The organism is Candidatus Villigracilis sp. (genome assembly GCF_057083605.1).
The window spans coordinates 1-18,078 of the sequence record NZ_JBXMTI010000106.1 but is presented as its reverse complement, the minus strand read 5'-3'; the positions used below and the strand labels follow the sequence as shown (position 1 = coordinate 18,078).

Annotated in this window: 16 protein-coding genes; 10 read left to right on the top strand and 6 right to left on the bottom strand. The window is 49.4% G+C overall.

Features of this window, described 5'->3' with window-relative positions:
* Positions 1-127 precede the first annotated feature (127 nt).
* From AC14M5_RS15255 to AC14M5_RS15230, 6 genes are all read right to left on the bottom strand, one after another.
* A complete protein-coding gene (locus AC14M5_RS15255; RefSeq protein ID WP_484030545.1) occupies positions 128-2,023 on the bottom strand; it encodes a sensor histidine kinase in 1,896 nt (631 codons plus the stop codon).
* Between the two features lie 4 nt (positions 2,024-2,027).
* The gene (locus AC14M5_RS15250) at positions 2,028-3,137 is read right to left on the bottom strand and encodes a hypothetical protein (protein ID WP_484030544.1); all 1,110 of its coding nucleotides are present in this window, start codon (positions 3,135-3,137) and stop codon (positions 2,028-2,030) included.
* Between the two features lie 141 nt (positions 3,138-3,278).
* Positions 3,279-4,538, bottom strand: a complete 1,260-nt coding sequence (locus AC14M5_RS15245) for an MDR family MFS transporter (RefSeq protein ID WP_484030543.1) — start codon at positions 4,536-4,538, stop codon at positions 3,279-3,281.
* A gap of 206 nt (positions 4,539-4,744) precedes the next feature.
* Positions 4,745-7,018 carry a polyribonucleotide nucleotidyltransferase gene (locus AC14M5_RS15240; RefSeq protein WP_484030542.1) on the bottom strand — a complete coding sequence of 758 codons (2,274 nt, stop codon included), beginning with the start codon at positions 7,016-7,018 and terminating at the stop codon, positions 4,745-4,747.
* A gap of 243 nt (positions 7,019-7,261) precedes the next feature.
* Positions 7,262-7,534 carry a 30S ribosomal protein S15 gene (gene rpsO, locus AC14M5_RS15235; RefSeq protein WP_484030541.1) on the bottom strand — a complete coding sequence of 91 codons (273 nt, stop codon included), beginning with the start codon at positions 7,532-7,534 and terminating at the stop codon, positions 7,262-7,264.
* 140 nt (positions 7,535-7,674) lie between these two features.
* A complete protein-coding gene (locus tag AC14M5_RS15230; RefSeq protein ID WP_484030540.1) occupies positions 7,675-8,181 on the bottom strand; it encodes a DinB family protein in 507 nt (168 codons plus the stop codon).
* A gap of 361 nt (positions 8,182-8,542) precedes the next feature.
* Here AC14M5_RS15230 and AC14M5_RS15225 point away from each other — a divergent pair, with 361 nt between their 5' ends.
* From AC14M5_RS15225 to AC14M5_RS15180, 10 genes are all read left to right on the top strand, one after another.
* The gene (locus AC14M5_RS15225) at positions 8,543-9,529 is read left to right on the top strand and encodes an ABC transporter ATP-binding protein (RefSeq protein WP_484030539.1); all 987 of its coding nucleotides are present in this window, start codon (positions 8,543-8,545) and stop codon (positions 9,527-9,529) included.
* The gene (locus AC14M5_RS15220) at positions 9,526-10,329 is read left to right on the top strand and encodes an ABC transporter permease (protein ID WP_484030538.1); all 804 of its coding nucleotides are present in this window, start codon (positions 9,526-9,528) and stop codon (positions 10,327-10,329) included. The genes AC14M5_RS15225 and AC14M5_RS15220 overlap by 4 nt, the downstream gene beginning before the upstream one ends.
* A gap of 1 nt (position 10,330) precedes the next feature.
* Positions 10,331-11,116 (top strand): ABC transporter permease, encoded by a 786-nt coding sequence (locus AC14M5_RS15215; RefSeq protein ID WP_484030537.1) that lies wholly within the window; start codon positions 10,331-10,333, stop codon positions 11,114-11,116.
* A gap of 176 nt (positions 11,117-11,292) precedes the next feature.
* On the top strand, positions 11,293-12,009 hold the full coding sequence (locus tag AC14M5_RS15210) for a hypothetical protein (protein WP_484030536.1): 717 nt from the start codon (positions 11,293-11,295) through the stop codon (positions 12,007-12,009).
* Positions 12,006-12,695, top strand: a complete 690-nt coding sequence (locus AC14M5_RS15205) for a hypothetical protein (protein ID WP_484030534.1) — start codon at positions 12,006-12,008, stop codon at positions 12,693-12,695. The genes AC14M5_RS15210 and AC14M5_RS15205 overlap by 4 nt, the downstream gene beginning before the upstream one ends.
* Positions 12,695-13,435 (top strand): SIR2 family NAD-dependent protein deacylase, encoded by a 741-nt coding sequence (locus tag AC14M5_RS15200; protein WP_484030533.1) that lies wholly within the window; start codon positions 12,695-12,697, stop codon positions 13,433-13,435. The genes AC14M5_RS15205 and AC14M5_RS15200 overlap by 1 nt, the downstream gene beginning before the upstream one ends.
* Before the next feature lie 112 nt (positions 13,436-13,547).
* Positions 13,548-14,597, top strand: coding sequence for a peptidogalycan biosysnthesis protein (locus AC14M5_RS15195; RefSeq protein ID WP_484030532.1), 1,050 nt, complete (start codon positions 13,548-13,550; stop codon positions 14,595-14,597).
* Between the two features lie 24 nt (positions 14,598-14,621).
* Positions 14,622-15,500: a sulfotransferase gene (locus tag AC14M5_RS15190; RefSeq protein WP_484030531.1), complete on the top strand. Its 879-nt coding sequence runs from the start codon at positions 14,622-14,624 to the stop codon at positions 15,498-15,500.
* A 163-nt stretch (positions 15,501-15,663) separates the two neighbouring features.
* A complete protein-coding gene (locus tag AC14M5_RS15185; RefSeq protein WP_484030530.1) occupies positions 15,664-16,563 on the top strand; it encodes a diterpene synthase in 900 nt (299 codons plus the stop codon).
* A gap of 30 nt (positions 16,564-16,593) precedes the next feature.
* On the top strand, positions 16,594-18,078 hold a 1,485-nt coding region (locus AC14M5_RS15180; RefSeq protein ID WP_484030529.1), incomplete at its 3' end, for a type B diterpene cyclase.

Sequence of the window (18,078 nt, the reverse complement as noted above, 5' to 3'; positions counted from 1 at the left end):
TGCCCGTAGGGTAAGGGTCTCTACGATAGTCTCAGAGATTCTCACCGCACTAGCGCGCGGCGCAAGTGTCGCTGTCGCTCACGCGTGCCTGCGCACGGTGCAGGCAGAATGACACTAAGTTGAGTTTTCAATTAACTACAGTTGACTGCGCACCCTGCTCGCTATGGACAGGCACAGTGAAGTAGAAAGCGGTCCCTTTCCGATACTCGCTTTCAAACCAGACCTTACCTCCCTGCAATTCGATCAAATTTTTCGTGATACTTAATCCCAGCCCGGTGCCAGGCGCCTCCCGGATCTTATCATCTGCCGAGCGGAAGAATTTACTGAATAGTTTTTCCTGGTCTTCCTGCGTCATGCCCAGCCCGTTATCCTGCACTTTGATCTGCACCATTCCGTCGATGCGGATGGCTTGCACCATGATCTCGCCGCCTTCAGGAGTGTACTTATTCGCGTTGCTGATCAGGTTCGTCATGATCTGAGCCAGGCGGTTGCGGTCACACCACGATTTCGGCAGTTCAGATGCAATGTCCACATTAAGGCTTTGCTTCTTTTGTTCGATCTGTGTTTTTGTGAGCGTCACCACTTCGTCGATCACGTCCCACACGGGCACAGAGCGCGGCTCGAGGCGCAGGTTCCCACTTTCGATGCGCGAAATATCCGCCAGGTCCGATACGAGCGTAGCCATGCGGTTGACGTTATTACGGATCGTCGTCAGGAAGTTGGATTGATTTTCATTCAACGAGCCTGTTGCTCCCGAAAGCATCAGGTCACTATAACCCTTGATGGATGTCATCGGTAGTTTAAGTTCATGCGACACGACGGATACAAATTCCGATTTGGACTTATTAGCCTCCACCGCTTCATCCCGCGCCTCGGCCAACTCCTGCGTCCTGAGCCTGACTCTTTCCTCGAGGCTGGTGTAAAGCTCATTCAGGTGATCGGTCATGGTGTTGAAGTTCTCGCTCAAGACGGTGATCTCATCTTTGAAGACAATATAAGTTGGGGTCACGTGCTGGTTGAGGTCACCCTTGCTGATGGATGTGGTGGCTTCCGTCAATCGAATAAGCGGACGGGTAAAGGTCAGGAAGGCCGCGATCCAGAACCACAGTGCAGTCAGCGCGAATATGCCTGTCACCGTGTACAAAATGATTTGGATGCTGCGGTTTAAAGTGAATAGCTGGTCGATTGGTTGTGTCACCAAAACCGATCCCTGCTGAGTCCCAGAAATGATCAGTGGATGCCCCAACATACGGTATTCCATGCCGTCGCTGTAATTGACGTTCATGGCGGGCAGTTCGGCACTGGTCAGCCAGCCCTCGTTGATCAGTTTTTCATAGTCTGTCCCCTCGTCTATCGTGGAAACGATGGCGGAATTATCTTTTACGATGGCAATGTCGGTATCGATGATCTGGCTGATGTTTTCAACGAAGGCTTCGTCCATATAAAACGCGGTCAGCACAACACCGATCACGATGCCTGTATCCGAATAGTAGACCGGTGCGACACCCAGCACCTGTGAGCCTTGCGGAGCGATTGCCACACCGCTCACTACTCTTTTCTCCTGAATGGCGGTCAGGATCAAACCTTCCCGTATACGGATCGCATCTTCACTGACCTGCAATCTTCTTGCCACTGCAGGGCCGCCATAAAAGTAAGCCTGGTCACCTTGCTTGAATTTTGCTGTGTACAAAGATAGTTCTTGAAGGCCAAGGTCTTCTTTTACTTGTACCAGACCCTCACCCAGAGAACTGTCAGCGAAAACATTGGTAACTTCTGCCTGGTCAGCTAACAGCGCAGCATTGTTGCGCGCCAGCACCTCCGAGTTTTCGATCAGCGCGCCCACAGAGTCAGCAATTTCGCCCAGTCTGCGGTCTGCTTCCTGCTCGATGCGGCTATTGATGATCTGGTTGGTAAGCGGCGAGAGGATCAATACCAACAAAAGGATGGTAGCCGCGAGCGGGAACACCAGCTTGGCCTGAATGTTCAGGTATTTTTCTTTCAACAATCTTTGTAGTGCGTGCATAAAATTACCTGGCCTTACGTCTAAAGAACACAAACCCTGCTAAAGCAACAATGAATCCCACCGCACCCAGAACATAAGGAGATGTCAGCCAGGATGTGTTGCTTTCCTGTGGTTGGTCGGCATTTGTGGCCATCACCTCGAACCCAGGGTTCAACGATGAGGAGGGGATTTCATTCTTCACTGCGGGAAGCACGTTCTTGAGGTAATAGACAATCGCATCTGCATCCTCACCGCTAAGTGCGGAGTAGGCAAACCACGGCATCAGGATCAGGCGGCGCCCATCCTTGCCAATGCCTGAGACGATTGCGCGCTTGATCTCCTCTTCCGTCCAATCACCGATACCTGTTTCTACATCAGGTGTAATGTTGCCGCCGTAGACGACCCCCCAGGGCCCTTCATAAGGCTGCCTGCCCGCAAGGTATTTCTCCAGAACGGGTGCGCCCGTATTTGGGTCTATTGGCGTGTGACAATCAGTGCAGCCTGTTATATTGTTGACCAGGTACGCGCCGCGTGCAGCCAGATCGGATGGGTCTGGCAAGGGGATGTTTTCTGTATAAGGTGGGGTGGGCATGCCTTCCGTGGAAACCGTCCGCTCTGGCACTTCATTGCTGACGGCATCTACCGAACGCACGAATGCCAGCACAGCTTCAAGGTCTGAATCTGCCATGCCGTTGTAAACGTGATAAGGCATTACAGGGAAAAGTGTTTTGCCATCTTTGTCCACGCCAGTTTTGATAGCCAGCTTTACTTGTTCGTCAGTCCACGTGCCGAGGCCTGTTTCATCATCGGGTGTGAGGTTGCGGGTAAATACCACGCCTGCGGGCCCAAGGTCAAAGGCGCGGCCGCCAGCCAGGAATTTTTCGTTATCCAATGCCTCGTTGCCGCGGAATGCAATCGTCTGTATTTGTTCAAGCGTAAGGGTTTGCGGGTTTTGAAATTCCGCCCTGTCAGGTGTGTGGCAGGATGTGCATCCTGCAATCGAGGCAATGTATTTACCATGCGCGATCAAGCCGCTCTCCTGGGTGTTTGCGCCAGCACTGGCAGGTCCTGAAACGGAAGCAAGTGCAAAAGTTGCAACGCTGAAGGCCAGTATGAAAACCAGAAATTTTTGCATGGATACCTACCTCTATAAAAAGATGAAAACGGCCTGATTTCACTGATTATACAACTCTGTACTTGAATAAGAGTATTCAATTTTGATATTAAAAAGCCCGTCTTGTGGAGCGGGCCCATTGAAACCGAATCAGCTTGCAGATTAAGCGGGAAGCGCTCTCCTTGCCCTAGTGATGATTGGCAGTAGGAAGAGTCCAAAGGCGCTGGTCAAGCCAATTAGCAGACCTCCGATCCAAATTGCACGTGGAGCGATGTTATCGTTCAGGAATCCGCCGATGAGCGGCGCAAGTGTGCGAGCCATGCCCCAGCCAAACCAGTAAAGGCTCATGTACCTGCCGCGCAAATCTGCGGGAGCAATATCTGCCACGTATTTGCTGGCAGTTGGAATGAGGGTGAGTTCACCAAAAGTAAGAATGACCATGCTGAGCCAGAATCCCCAGAAGCCGCTCATCAGCGCCACGCTGCCTGCGCCGATGGCGTAAATGAACATGCCCGCTGCGGCAACTGGCAGGGTTTTATATTTTCTTGTGGCCTGCGTAACACTGTATTGGATGAATACGCACATGAGCGCATTCGTGGTGGGGATCCAGCCGTATTGCGCCTCTGGAAGGCCGAAGTTTGTTTTTGCATAAACGGGCATGAGGATCCATAACAGGGTGGGCGCGATCAACCCAATGCTGATCAGGCCGACGAATGCCATATAGCCTTTGTCGCGGAAGACTCGTCCATAACCTTCTGGATGAGTTCCATTCGGCCCTCGTTCCGACTCCGCTTTTACCTGCTCGGCTAAAGAATGGATTTCATCCTTGCTTTGGGTTTTGTCCAACGTCTCACGCGCGAGGAAAAGGAGTAATAAACTGTAGGATATAAAACCTACCGCCGCGCCATAGAAAGCAAGGCTATAGGAAGTGGATGCAAGAAAGCCGCCGATGGCTGGGCCCATTGCAAATGCGGAATTGCTGGCGATGCGATTGATAGCATAGGCATCCGTCCGTTGCTCAGAGGGGATCATATCTGCCAGCATGGCGTCTGCTCCCACTTGATATAAAGGATTCGACAAGCCGATGAAAACCATCAGCACCATAAATTGCGGATATGTCTCTGCCTGCATTAGGAAAAAGTAAGCCACCCCATTCAGAGCGAGGCTAAAGACCATCACAACCTTGCGCCCGATCTTATCTGCCAATGCACCTGCCAAGAATGACGCAAAAAGCCCCGTGCCCGCATTAATGGATATTAGCGTGGCCACGGTGCTTAAGGGCAGGTCAAGTTTTCCGCTGGCATAAATGAGCAGGAAAGGCCAGACCATACTTCCGCCCGCCGTACTGATGATAATGCCCGTGATCATCAACCAGTATTGGCGTGGATATTGGGTATATAAGAGTTTGAGTTTTGAAATCATGGGATGAAAAGTTTAACATAAAAAGTACCCCCACCTGCCTCCCCCAAATACGATAACGAAACACACACCATTTTTGTATGGACTTCGTTGTCGTATTTGGGGGAGGTGCCCGCTAGGGCGGAGGGGGTAGGGATATAAAAAGCGGACGAAGATTTCCTTCGTCCGCTTCTATGTTTACATGTCTACCAGTCTACATGTTTACTCGCTTACCTTCGATTACGATCCCCGCCGCCGTTTCGTCCGCGGTCACCGCCGCGATCTCCACCCCGTCCGCCTCTATCGCCGCCGCTGCCTCCGCGTGGGCCACCTCGTCCGCCACCGCCGCTGCGTGAGCCGCCCTTATCTTTATCTCGCGCTTCCTCAGCAGACCAGCCTTCGAGCACAGCCTGACGTGACAAGCGGATCTTGCCTTGCGGGTCGATGTCGGTCACCATCACGGTCAATTCATCACCAACCACGCACACGTCTTCCACAGAGTTGACGCGCTCACTTGCGAGCTGTGAAATGTGCACCAGTCCATCCACACCTGGCAACAGGTTTACGAATGCGCCGAAGGCTTCCACGCGCACAACCTTGCCTGTGTAAATATTACCGATCACCACAGACTCACCTAGTGCCTCTATTTTTTCCTGGGCGATCTTCGCGCCCACGCCATCGGAGGATGCGATGTAAACCGTGCCATCTTCTTCAATATCGATCTTGACACCCGTTGCTTCCTGCAACGCGCGGATGTTCTTGCCGCCAGGGCCGATCAACGCGCCGATCTTATCGACAGGGATCTTCACGGTGATAATACGCGGCGCATGTGGTTTCAGATCCGAGCGCGGCTCGGCGATGACAGCCAGCATTTTATCCATAATGGACATGCGTGCTATGCGGGCCTGTTCCAAAGCTTCCTTCATCATTTTTGTGCTTAAGCCAGAGATCTTAATATCCATTTGCAGAGCGGTGATGCCTGCCGCAGTTCCAGCTACTTTGAAATCCATGTCGCCGAGGTGGTCTTCGGTTCCCTGAATGTCCGTCAGTATTTGATAACGGCCAGTTGAGTCAGTGATCAATCCCATTGCCACACCGGAAACAGGAGCCTTGATCGGCACGCCAGCATCCATCAACGCCAGTGTCGAACCGCACACGGAACCCATGGATGTGGATCCATTGGATGACAAGGCCTCGGACACAACCCGGATCGCATATGGGAATGACTCTTCAGCAGGGATCACAGGTTCGAGCGCACGCTCAGCCAACGCTCCATGCCCCACCTCGCGCCTGCTCTGTCCACGAAGAGGCTTTACCTCACCCGTAGAGAAAGGCGGGAAGTTATAGTGGTGCATGTAGCGCCTAGTTTTGACGGGCGAAAGGTTATCCAACTCTTGCGCTTCGCTCAATGTGGCGAGGGTTGCGAAAGATAAAATCTGAGTCTCGCCACGAGTGAACAGACCTGACCCATGTGCGCGGGGTGATATAGCTACATCGCACCAGATCGGGCGGATCTCAGTCGGCTTGCGGCCGTCGGGGCGTTTACCCATGCTCAAGATTCTTTCACGGACAACATCCATTTCAGCCTGGGCAAAGGCTTCTTTGAACGAAGCAACTGTCAGGTAGGCTGAGGCGTCTGCGCCTTCAGGGACGAAACAAAGCTCAAGTTGTGCTTCTTCCTTTATCTTATCCATGCCCGAATAAAACTCCACTTTTGAAAGCGGCTTATCAAGCAATTCATTCATCGGGCCGCTCACGCGGTCAAAGACTCTCTTCTTTGTTTCTTCGCTGGGCAGGTAGAGAGTAACTTCGCGTTTGGGCTTGCCAATTTCGGCAGTGATTTGAAGCTGCAACTCAATGATCGGCTGAATGGCCTGGTGACCGAGATCCAATGCCTGCGCCATGATATCTTCGGGCACTTCGTTTGCGCCGCACTCCACCATCAGGATTGCGTCTTTTGTGCCGGCAAGCCTCAGGTCGAGATCGGATACTTCCATTTCAGCAAAGGTTGGGTTGACCACGAACTCGCCGTTCACATGTCCGATGCGCACTGCACCAACCGGGCCGCCCCAGGGAATGTCCGAGATCATGATCGCAGCCGAAGCGGCATTGATCGCCAGAATATCCAACGGATTGATGCCATCGGATGAGAACGAATACATGATCACTTGCACTTCATTACGCATTCCATCCTGGAATAGCGGACGCAACGGACGGTCTGTGAGGCGCGCAGTGAGAATCGACTCGGTTGAAGCACGTCCTTCACGTCGGAAGAACGACCCAGGGATCTTGCCGCCTGCGTATAATCTTTCTTCATATTCCACGCTGAGTGGGAAGAAATCAATGCCTTCGCGCACACCGCCCATAGTGGCAGATGCAAACACAACAGCATCGTCGATACCGATGGTCAATGCGCCGCCAGCCTGACCAGCCAGACGGCCAGTCTCAATGGTGATTGTGCTATGGCCCACAATGGCTGAATACTTTTTACCTTCAAAATTCATTTTGTCTCCTATTTTTGACTCTGGACTGCGCAGCAGCTTGCTGCTGCATAGGCGCAACGGATTTCCGCCGCCTTCCAGATTTTCCCGCCTCGGGTCAGGGACTGAAGAGTGAGAACAACCAGGTTGTTCGCGCTATTCAATTCCTGACTGCGGGTTTCATCTTCCATCCTCTCCCCGCGGGAGAGTGAGGGTTAACAAAGACCCTAAAGGTCTTGGAGACCTTTAGGGTTTAACACGGACGTACTACTTGCGGCGCAGGTTCAAACGTTCGGTAACGGCCAGGTAGTTCTGATAATTGCTCTGACGCAAATATGTGAGTAAGCGTCGGCGAGAACCAACCATTTTGAGCAGACCGCGTCGGCAGGATTGATCCTGCTTGTTGTTCCGCAGGTGCTCGGTGAGCTGAGTAATGCGGTTCGTCAGGATAGCGATCTGCACTTCGGGCGAACCAGTATCCTTTTCGTGGCGATGAAAATCTTCAATCGCCTTTGTCTTGACCTCTTTTGCGAGTGGCATGACGTATGCTTCCTTTCTTCTAAGATATTGGCGGTAAGATCACCGCACTAGCAGGTCTCCGTGCTCACAGCCTCACCCTTTTGGGGTAAACCGTAGAGCAGGACCAGTCACGGGGAAAAATTATACCAGAGAATTTTTGCTCAATCCGCCATCGTTAGCGGGGCTTTTAATTGTTTCTCATGCACCTCAAAATGCCCAGTCACATACCGAAAAAGACGCTCGACCGTGACTTCGCCTTGAAGTTCTGACACATACTCAGGCGGATACACAACCGATCTGGAGAGATGCTCCTCCCGCGTCCGCTTCAACCTGGACCTGATAACTGCGTGCGCCTTCCCGTAAGCCTTGAGCAACCCCTGACGGCTGATTCGTTTTCCCTGCCGACCAAAACGGGCGTTGACCTGGTTGAACATTTTCGATGGGAAGTGCCTCATCCCGAATTGAAATAATCCTCCCATGTATATGATCATCCATATCTCAAAAGCCAAAGCGCGCGGCCCGAGCGTAATGTGGAACAACATATCTCCCACAGTCCAGGCGGGGTTGTTGGTGGGAAGGGAGTAATCCGATTCAGGGATCGACTCAATCAGGGAAATAACCCTTGAGTAAGTCGATTCCAACTCCTGTTCAATTTCCTGTTTTTTCATACAGGCATTATAGCCGTTCCCGATTTCTCATACCCTTTTGTTCAGGGTTTATTCGCCCTATTCGCACATTCGTCTAATTCGCGTTAAGAAACTCCCAACTTTGCAAGAGCCATGTTTTTTTGTCAACATTATCTTGCACTTCAATTCTGAATATGATAAACTGACGAATAAATTTACCCTGAAAGGAGGTACTCTGAAAATGACAATAAACAATGGAACTTCATTCTTTTTTTGCGTGCCTCCCAGTGGACTTGGTTTGTAATTACATTTACATTTCACCATACCGCAGGCGCGCCTTTGTGCCCTGCGGTTTTTTGTTGCCAAAGGGCGAGAAAACCACAACATAAATTAGGAGAAATGCATGTCTTCAGTAATTTCAATAACGAAATTGGCAAAGCATTATCAAGTTCCAGAACGCGAAGCAGGTCTGAAAGCCGCCGCCATGGGGTTGATCAAACGCCGTTACAAAACTGTCAAAGCTGTGGATGAGATCTCATTTGAGATTCAGCCCGGCGAAGTCGTTGGTTTTTTGGGGCCGAACGGCGCTGGCAAAACCACCACTCTCAAAATGCTCAGCGGACTTTTGCACCCAACTTCTGGCAGTACCTCTGTTCTTGGCTATGAACCAGCCAAGCGCTCACACGATTTTTTACGCCAGATCACGTTGGTCATGGGCAATCGCAACCAGCTTTCGTGGGATCTGCCTGCGCTCGACTCTTTCGATTTGCAGCGCGCTATCTACAGCATCCCCATGGACGATTTCAAGCGTACCCGTGACGAATTCATTGAATTGCTTGATCTAAAAGAGCTTGTCCAAAAACCTATTCGCAATTTGTCTTTGGGGGAACGCATGAAAATGGAGATCGTTGGGGCCCTGCTTCACAAGCCGAAGATTCTCTTTCTCGATGAGCCGACCCTCGGCCTTGATGTGACCATGCAGAAGCGGATCCGCTCATTCATAGCGGAATATAACAAACGCTACGGTGCAACTGTCTTGTTGACCAGTCACTACATGGCGGATGTGGAAGCATTGTGCAAACGTGTTGTCGTCATTCATCACGGGACTCTTCTGTTCGATGGTGACCTCTCCGCCCTGGTCGAAAAATTCTCCGCGTTCAAGACTGTTGGCTTTACCTTGAACAGCGCTACTGTAGACTGGAGTCAGTATGGGGAAGTGGTATCAACTGACGGCGCGCGCATGGTGCTTCGCGTCCCGAAGGAAAAGACCTCAGCCATTACATCCCGCTTGTTGAATGACCTGTCTGTCGAGGATCTAACCGTTGAAGCCGCGCCGATTGAAGATGTGATCGAATCCGTTTTTGCGGTGAAGAAGGAGGCGGCTGAATGAAGCGATATTTTGACTACTATCGCGCAACCATGAAACTCTCTGTGTTGGAGCAGCTTCAATATCCTGTTGCCAATTATTTTTATATGATCGGCATGATCGCCGAGCCCGTCATTTACATGGTGGTGTGGTCGGCGGTAGCACGTCAGCAGGGAGGCATGGTGGGCGGATATACACCTGGCGCGTTCGCCGCATATTACATCGTGTGGACTCTGGTGCGTAACATGAACATCGTGTTCACACCCTATGGTTGGGAATGGCGCATTCGCGAGGGACAACTGTCAATGAGTCTGCTCCGCCCGATCCATCCATTGCATGGCGACGTGGCATACTTCGCAGGCTGGAAAGTGGTAGTGATCCTGCTGTGGCTGCCGCTTGCTTTTATCCTTTCGCTCATCTTCAAACCTGAATTAGACCCGACTCTGCTTCAAGGCGTTGTGTTCTTCTTTGCGATTTGGATGGCCTATCTGATCCGCACGATGACTCTGTCCCTGCTTGGCATGGTCACATTTTGGACAACACGTGTGAGCGCCCTATTCGAGCTTTATTTTGCGGCAGAGTTGATTCTTTCTGGCCGCCTTGTGCCGCTTTCACTCATGCCTGAGTGGGTGCAGAAGCTGGCATGGTTCTTTCCCTTCCGCTGGGCATTCGGATTTCCGATTGAAGCCTTAGTGGGGAACATGACTGCCAATGAACTGCTTGGCGGGCTGGGCATGCAACTGGCGTGGATCTTGTTTGGCGTAATTTGCCTCAGCTTGATCTGGAAGGTTGCCATCCGCAGGTTCTCTGCGGTGGGAGGTTAACATGCGTGGGTTTCGCCTTGCTTTCAACTATTTACGAATTGGCATCTTGAACGAATTTCAATATCGCGCCAATTTTTATATTCAGATTCTGCAAACTTTCATTGCGCTTGCTACAGGTTTGATTGGCTTGAACCTCGTCTTCAGCCAAACCACCGAATTGGGCGGCTGGAATAAGTCCGAATTGCTGGCCGTGATGGGCGTTTTCATTGCCATGGGCGGTGTCATCCGCGCGGCAATTCAGCCCAACATGGAAAGATTGATGGAAGAGATTCGTGAAGGTAAATTGGACTTTGCTCTTACCAAGCCCGCCGACGCGCAATTGCTTGTCAGCGTGCGCGAATTCCGACTTTGGCAAATGGTGGATGTGCTCACTGGCATGATCGTGATGGGTATCGCGCTGGCGCAGATGAACTGGCTCATTGGCCTTTGGTCTGTGCTTGGTTTTATCACCGCATTGGTGATGGGAGCCGTGATGATCTATTGCTTTTGGTTGATGATCACCACCACGGCATTTTGGTTTGTGCGTGTACACGAGATCGCGAATCTTTTTGAAGGTCTTTATGCGGCTGGTCGCTGGCCCGTGGATATCTACCCGAATTGGCTGCGGATTGGACTTACCTTCATCGTCCCTGTCGCATTCGCTGTGACCGTTCCCGCCGAGGCTCTCACTGGCCGCCTCACACTCCAAACCTGGCTTGGTGCATTGGCTTTGACCTCTTTTCTATTCTTCGTAGCACGTACCATTTGGAAGATAGGGTTGCGAAGTTACTCTGGCGCGTCAGCGTAATAAAAAACAAATCTGCCACGGATTTTACAAATGAACACGGATTCTTTAATCCGTCCGTGAAATCTGTGAAATCCGTGGCATGACTTATGGAACGATAACCTGTGAACTGCTTCAACAACTTGTTGTAAAATGGAGGGAGTTGATTTCATAGTCCCATAGCTTTAAAGAGGTCTGATATGCGCAAGTTATATCTCGTAATGGTGCTGGTGATTTTTTTGCAGGGATGTTCAGGGAATCTTCCGTTCGTAACCACCTCCACTCCTACATCCACTGCAACAAAGATACCCACGGCAACGCAAACGCCCACAGCCACCGCCACGCCGCGCGCCACTGCCACACCAACAATCATGCGCTTTCCCACACGCGACCCCGACTTGCCAACAGAGACAGTTGCTCCAATTATCCTATCTATCGGGGGGAATACCGTCACCCCTTTTGCCTCGCCAATTGCTTTTGCCCCTCCGCCTACTTTTCGGCCTGGCGCAGGTTTTGCATTAGTCTCTGTGGCAGATAATAAAATATTCTGGGGTGACTGTACACCAAACAAGACCACCATCCTCGCGCAAGTGGAGGACCCCGAAGAGGCGATCACTGTCTACATTTTTACGCAGGTCAAATCGGTGAAAGAAGAAGATTACACACCCTGGACCTCAGGCAATACCATGGTCAGTCATCGTGACGGGTCCTTTTCCTATATTATGGAAGCCACTGAACTTGAAGGACATAATCACTATAAAGAATCGTGGGTCAGGTTTCAATTGGTGGCGGTCAATATTGAAGGCGAGGAAGTGGGGCGTACCCAGATTTATACAGAAATCATATTCCTTTCGCCTTGTATGTGTTATGAACCCTTGAAAGGATGTCCGATCCCCACACCCAAAGGTATTCCATGAAAAAAATTTACATCTTTCTCGTTTGTACGATCCTGTTAGCCTCCTGCTCCATGGGTGATTTGATCCTAAGCCCGGTATCAACTTCCACGCCGAGCTCTACACCCACAAAAACATACACTCCCGTCCCAAGTCCTACGCCAGTTACTCCAACGCTGACATTTACAACAACGCCTACACTGAGCGGTGTGAAATCCCCAACGCCGTTTCAAACAGATACCCCCACGCCTACTTACGGCTTTACGCCGATTGCATTTATCACGCCACCCACCTCGACTCCAACCATACAAATGCAGGGGTTTATCTCTGTGCTGGTCTCCCCAAAAGAATTTTATCGGGGCACAAAATGTGAGCCCAATTCAGTCAAATTCACGATACAGGTGGCAGACCCGAATGCTGCCGCTTATGTAAACTTATCTGTTCGATTTAAGAGCAATAACACTGACGCCAAAAGCGCCTGGACAAGTTTCACCGTACAGCCGATGGGTGCTGGCACATTCATCCATGAATTATTTTCGGATCAAATGAAGGGTGATGTTCTGTTTAGAAATCCCTGGGTTGAATATCAAATGATTGCAGTGGATGTAAATGCCCGTGAGATCGGACGCACCGCAATTTTCAAAGAAAGCCTTGCGATGCTGGAATGCAACCCGACTCCGACTCCGCTGGCAACTGGTGTGAAGCCATAATGGATTTTCCTCCCGATTTGCTTGGATTTCTGACAAAGGCAGATCGCATCGCAATCTTGACCGGAGCTGGGGTCTCACAAGAAAGCGGACTCCGCACTTTTAGAGATGCTCAATCCGGGCTTTGGGCACAATACAAACCGCAGGATCTGGCCTCGCCTGAAGCCTTTGCCCGTGACCCCAAGCTGGTATGGGATTGGTACGCATGGAGACGTGAAGCTATTAAGGGAGTACGTCCCAATGCGGGACATTATGCAATTGTCGAAATGGAAAAGAAAATTCCTGAGTTCACGCTAATCACCCAAAATGTAGACGGTCTGCACCGTTTCGCGGGTAGCAAAAATGTACTTGAGTTACACGGTAACATTCTGCGTGTCCGCTGTGCAGACTGTGGCACCTTCACCGAAACCTGGGGCGATGATACTGAATCCGTGCCGCGTTGTGAAAGATGTAATGGGTTGCTGCGCCCGGATGTTGTCTGGTTCGGGGAGTCTCTTCCGCGCGCAGAATTGGAATCAGCTGTCAGCGCGGCCCGTGAAGCGCAGGTTTTCTTCTCCATCGGAACTTCTGGAGTAGTACAACCCGCCGCTGCATTGGCTCACGCTGCTCGCAATCATGGCTCATTGATCGTGGAAATCAACGCCGAGCCGACACCACTCACACCGAAAACTGATTTTGCATTCCACGGTAAATCGGGTGAGATTCTGCCTGAGCTGGTAAACGCAGTTTGGAAAGCCGGGTGATTCGTATTGCCAATTGAAGCGGGGGAAATTATCCAGCATTGTTACAGCTTTACACTTTTGATAACTTTAAAGCTGTGATTAAAAAGAAAAAAAACCACATTAGAATATGAAAGTGGCTAGTTCGGATATCGGCTCAGATATTTCAATTCAAATTGTAAGTGGCATTGAACAGGTAAATGTAGAGGATTGGAATACTCTCTCCGCAGGGCGTCCTTTTCAGACCCACACCTGGTATAAATTTGGCGAGCAGGTAATGGCGGATTGTGAACCAATATATCTGCTGGTTTATCAGGGTGAAAAACTGGTGGGCCGTGCCTCTCTCTGGGTGATACGCAACGAACCGCTTCCTCAATATACCGGGGCTTGGCGCGCTCCTTTAAAATTGATATTGAAACGGTGGCCGCTACTGATCTGCCGCTCACCACTTTCATATGCTTCAGGAATAATAATTTCTGCCGATGCTGTAAACCGAAGTGCAATATTTTCTTTATTAATTGATGCGGCTTTAAAACAGGGCAGTCAAAGAAAATGTTCAGTCCTTATTTTTGATTATCTTGGCAAAGCGGATAAGCAAGGCTGGCCGCGGGAGTTTTCCATTATGGAAGCGCCGCATCCAGGAACGATTATGGAAAACCGCTGGCAAAATTTTGATGATTACCTTGCCAATGGCAACAAAAAAGATCGTCAGCATTACAAACGCACTCTGCGCGAGTCGGAAAAACTTGAGATCAAGGTCAACCGCAGCACTCGCGCAAACGATATAAAGGAACTCCTTCCTTTAATTCGCAATATGGAAAAGCGGCATGGTGCGCCTCTAAATCCGTGGGTGGGCAATATGCTGCAATCCATGGAAATGGTAGGTGGAACCCTCCTAACCGTCACAGCTAAGGATAAGCTGGTTGGGTGCGGATTGTTACTGGAAGATAATGATGCCCAGATGACCAGCGCGCTCGGTCGTTTACACAATACGCCTTATGTTTATCTGATGCTTGTTTATGAAAGCATCAAAATAGCGTTAGATGATAAAGTGCGCCTACTCCGTTGGGGGAGTGGGGCGTATGACATAAAACAAAAATTAGGATTTGAGCTTGAAGACAACGGCGTGTTTGTATTTGCGCCCATCCCGCCGTTGATGCAAAAAATAGTAAATTGGTTGACCTAATAAAAATCGGAGATTGTGTACCAGATGCCTCATCGTATTATTGTTTGCGGAATTTATCGGAGTGGAACATCTCTCACCACCAGGCTCGTCCAGGAATGGGGCGCATATATTGGGCGCAAGGATGATCTATTCGAAGATGAGTATGGTTATCTTGAACATATCGGCCTGCAAAAAATCAATGATGAATTGCTAAACAATAACAGCAGGGTTCCCACAGCTGTGGATGTGTTGGTAGAAAAGGCCAAGGATAAGGAATTAAAACTGCGTGCCGAAAAAGTTTTGCAGGGGATGGATGCGGAGGCGCTCGAACAAAACCTGTCCGCCTGGGCGTGGAAAGACCCCCGCCTTCCGCTTACCCTTCCATTTTGGTCCGATGTTTGTAAGGATGCAGTCTATGTGATCCCAGTCCGCCATCCCGTTGAGACGATTTTATCCGGTGCGAAAATGGAAGGCCTTACACCGGAAAATACCCCATTATCCGCCGGGCTTGCTTATTGGCAGTTCTGCATGTTGAATATCCTCAACTTCACACAAAACAGCCCGCGCAAGATATTTATTTCATATGACCAGTTGATCCAAAATCCTTCACAGGAATGTTCCCGCCTCAGCAATTTTCTAGATCAACAATGTGCAATCAAAACATTGGAAAACGATCATCGTGCTGATGCGATGGCCGCGCATGTCCAATCCAACCGTCGTCATCATCAAATTCCCGCCTCACTTGCAGACCTGGAAGTTGCTACGGCTGAACAACGGGCCTTATACAACTTCCTCAGAGTCAAGACCATCTATCCTGCTGAGACCTTCCGTCCGTCCGACTTTGCACTCTATCCCGGTTGGATGGAATATTTACAGGTCATGGATATGCTGGTTCCATTTATTACACCTCAATATAACCAATAGGGAGAAGACCATGATACAGGGTGTTGCTCTTACAGTAGCTCTCGCGATCATTGTCACGGCGTTCTTCGTGGAAGAATTATTACCTAATAGTACTGTACTGAACTATATGGCATATATGACTCGCATCCCGCGATTTGTTCCGAAGCTACGGAGGATGTGATTTATGGTATCTATTTCATTGGAACAATTTCTGGAACTTCCTGACCAAAAAATAGCCGAACTTATTCGTTCATTTGGTCAGCAAGTTTGTGTATTCCCTTTTAATGGCACTCGCCGCTGGTTTTTGTTGGAGCATGGAAATGGCGCAAGGCAAGACCCTCAATCGTATATTGAGGAAACCACAAAAGGATATATTCATACCTTTAAACTGTTGTTTGATCACGGCATAGAAACGGTGATTGCGCCTGTTTTTGGAAGTGAAATCCTGAAACGCGGCGAAGAATACATGTCTCAAATCGGCGCAAGTATGGGTTTACTGGCTGAACACCCCGAGTTCATATCATTTTACAAAGAATATGATATCCGCGTTCACTTCTATGGGGATTATCGAAAGGAATTCAAGCCTGCCAAATATGAATCAATTACAAACTCGTTTGATGCTGTAACGGAACAAACCTCTTCAAACAAAAAGCACCGTCTTTTTTATGGCGTTTTTGCCAATGATGCCACACAAACCATATCGGAGCTTTCGATCCAATATTACAAGGTCAACAACAGGATGCCGACCAGGCAGGAGTTGATCGAAGCCTATTATGGTGAATATATTGAAAAAGCTGATCTTTTTATAGGCTTTGAGAAATTTACTGTTTTTGATTACCCCATGTTGAATTGGGGCGAGGAAAGTTTATATTTTACAATTGCCCCTTCGCTTTATATGACGCAAACATTGTTGAGGAAGATACTATACGATCATATTTTTCTGCGCCCCTTGCCCGAACCCGATTATTCCAAAATGTCCGGGAATGCCTTTGAATCAATGAGAAAGTTTTACGTGGACAAGCGTGACACTGCCCTGGGAGTTGGGCACATTCTCGATGACATTTGGTATGCAAAGCCGAATTAATAAAAACAATCAAACACTGGGATCATTACAATGGAAACTTTTATTGATTTACTTAAGAAGATCGGGACAGGCAATAATATGTCCAGTACATCTTATGATACCGCCTGGATAGCCAGATTAAAAGATATTGACCCAGAAATGAGCAACCAGGCATTGGAGTGGGTCTGCGATCATCAGCTTGAGGATGGTTCCTGGGGAGCGGCATTCCCGATGCACTATCATGATCGAATCATTTGCACGTTGTCGGCCATGATCGCTCTAAATTATAGGGGGCGGCGCCAGCAGGATAAGCTAAGGATCTATCAAGGCCTGGAGGCATTGGACAGATTAACATCTGATGCCACGCAGAGGCTTCAATTGGATCCGAATGGCGCAACCGTTGGGTTTGAAGTCATTGCACCTACCCTGGTAGCCGAAGCAGAGAAATTAGGGATTATCAAACAGCAGAAAGAGCGAATTCTCGGCAAACTAGTGCATATGCGCGAATTAAAGATGAAAAAATTGGCGGGTATTAAAGTGTCGCGCTTTATCACAGTTGCTCATTCTGCAGAAATGACCGGGAAAGATAAATTGGACTTGTTGGATGTGGAAAACCTGCAAGAGAAAAATGGTTCTGTAGGAAACAGCCCGTCCGCAACTGCTCATTTCGCATTATACGTTGACCCCGGAAATAAAAGCGCTTTAGACTATCTCTCGCCAATTGTCAGTTCGCGCGGCGGCGGGGCGCCAACTTTATCGCCGATTGAAATTTTTGAGCGTATCTGGGTATTGTGGAACCTTTCCATTACAAATCTATATCAGGAGAACAAAGAGATTGCCGATATATGTAATACTCATTTGGACTACCTTGAAAAGCACTGGCAGCCTGGGCAGGGATTAGGTTTTTCTGACAGCTTCACGTTAACCGATGGCGATGACACCAGTGTTGCTTATGAGATTCTTTCGAAATTTGGAAGGAAGCCAGAACTGGCTGCCGTGCTGCAATATGAAGAAGAAAAATGGTTTCGATGCTTTCATTATGAAGCAAACCCGTCGGTGGATGTGAACATTCACGTACTTGGCGCATTAAAGCAGGCAGGATACGAGAAGTCACACCCGAGTGTTCAAAAGGCGATCAATTTTATCCGTTCGATGCGTCAGTCTGATAAATACTGGTTCGATAAATGGAACGTGTCACCCTATTACACAACTGCTCATTTGATTATCCTTGCAAAAGGCTATGATGACCAGCTTTGCCAGGAATCCATTCAATGGATTCTTGACACTCAAAGGGCTGATGGTTCATGGGGCTTTTATGATACAGCCACTGCGGAAGAGACGGCTTATTGCATTCAAGCATTGGTGATTTGGCAGAGACATATTGGTAAATCATTTCCAGGCAGGGTTGGGCAGGCTAAATTTTGGTTATTGAAGAATTGCGAGCCACCTTATCCTCCGCTGTGGATCGATAAATCGCTCTACTGCCCGAAGTCATTGGTTAAATCAAGCATATTGAGTGCATTAACTTTGGCGGAT

Excerpts from the sequence above, each read along its gene's own strand:
- AC14M5_RS15255 (WP_484030545.1), bottom strand. The coding sequence starts at position 2,023 with ATGCACGCACTACAAAGATTGTTGAAAGAAAAATACCTGAACATTCAG.
- AC14M5_RS15250 (WP_484030544.1), bottom strand. The coding sequence starts at position 3,137 with ATGCAAAAATTTCTGGTTTTCATACTGGCCTTCAGCGTTGCAACTTTT.
- AC14M5_RS15245 (WP_484030543.1), bottom strand. The coding sequence starts at position 4,538 with ATGATTTCAAAACTCAAACTCTTATATACCCAATATCCACGCCAATAC.
- AC14M5_RS15240 (WP_484030542.1), bottom strand. The coding sequence starts at position 7,018 with ATGAATTTTGAAGGTAAAAAGTATTCAGCCATTGTGGGCCATAGCACA.
- rpsO (WP_484030541.1), bottom strand. The coding sequence starts at position 7,534 with ATGCCACTCGCAAAAGAGGTCAAGACAAAGGCGATTGAAGATTTTCAT.
- AC14M5_RS15230 (WP_484030540.1), bottom strand. The coding sequence starts at position 8,181 with ATGAAAAAACAGGAAATTGAACAGGAGTTGGAATCGACTTACTCAAGG.
- AC14M5_RS15225 (WP_484030539.1), top strand. The coding sequence starts at position 8,543 with ATGTCTTCAGTAATTTCAATAACGAAATTGGCAAAGCATTATCAAGTT.
- AC14M5_RS15220 (WP_484030538.1), top strand. The coding sequence starts at position 9,526 with ATGAAGCGATATTTTGACTACTATCGCGCAACCATGAAACTCTCTGTG.
- AC14M5_RS15215 (WP_484030537.1), top strand. The coding sequence starts at position 10,331 with ATGCGTGGGTTTCGCCTTGCTTTCAACTATTTACGAATTGGCATCTTG.
- AC14M5_RS15210 (WP_484030536.1), top strand. The coding sequence starts at position 11,293 with ATGCGCAAGTTATATCTCGTAATGGTGCTGGTGATTTTTTTGCAGGGA.
- AC14M5_RS15205 (WP_484030534.1), top strand. The coding sequence starts at position 12,006 with ATGAAAAAAATTTACATCTTTCTCGTTTGTACGATCCTGTTAGCCTCC.
- AC14M5_RS15200 (WP_484030533.1), top strand. The coding sequence starts at position 12,695 with ATGGATTTTCCTCCCGATTTGCTTGGATTTCTGACAAAGGCAGATCGC.
- AC14M5_RS15190 (WP_484030531.1), top strand. The coding sequence starts at position 14,622 with ATGCCTCATCGTATTATTGTTTGCGGAATTTATCGGAGTGGAACATCT.
- AC14M5_RS15185 (WP_484030530.1), top strand. The coding sequence starts at position 15,664 with ATGGTATCTATTTCATTGGAACAATTTCTGGAACTTCCTGACCAAAAA.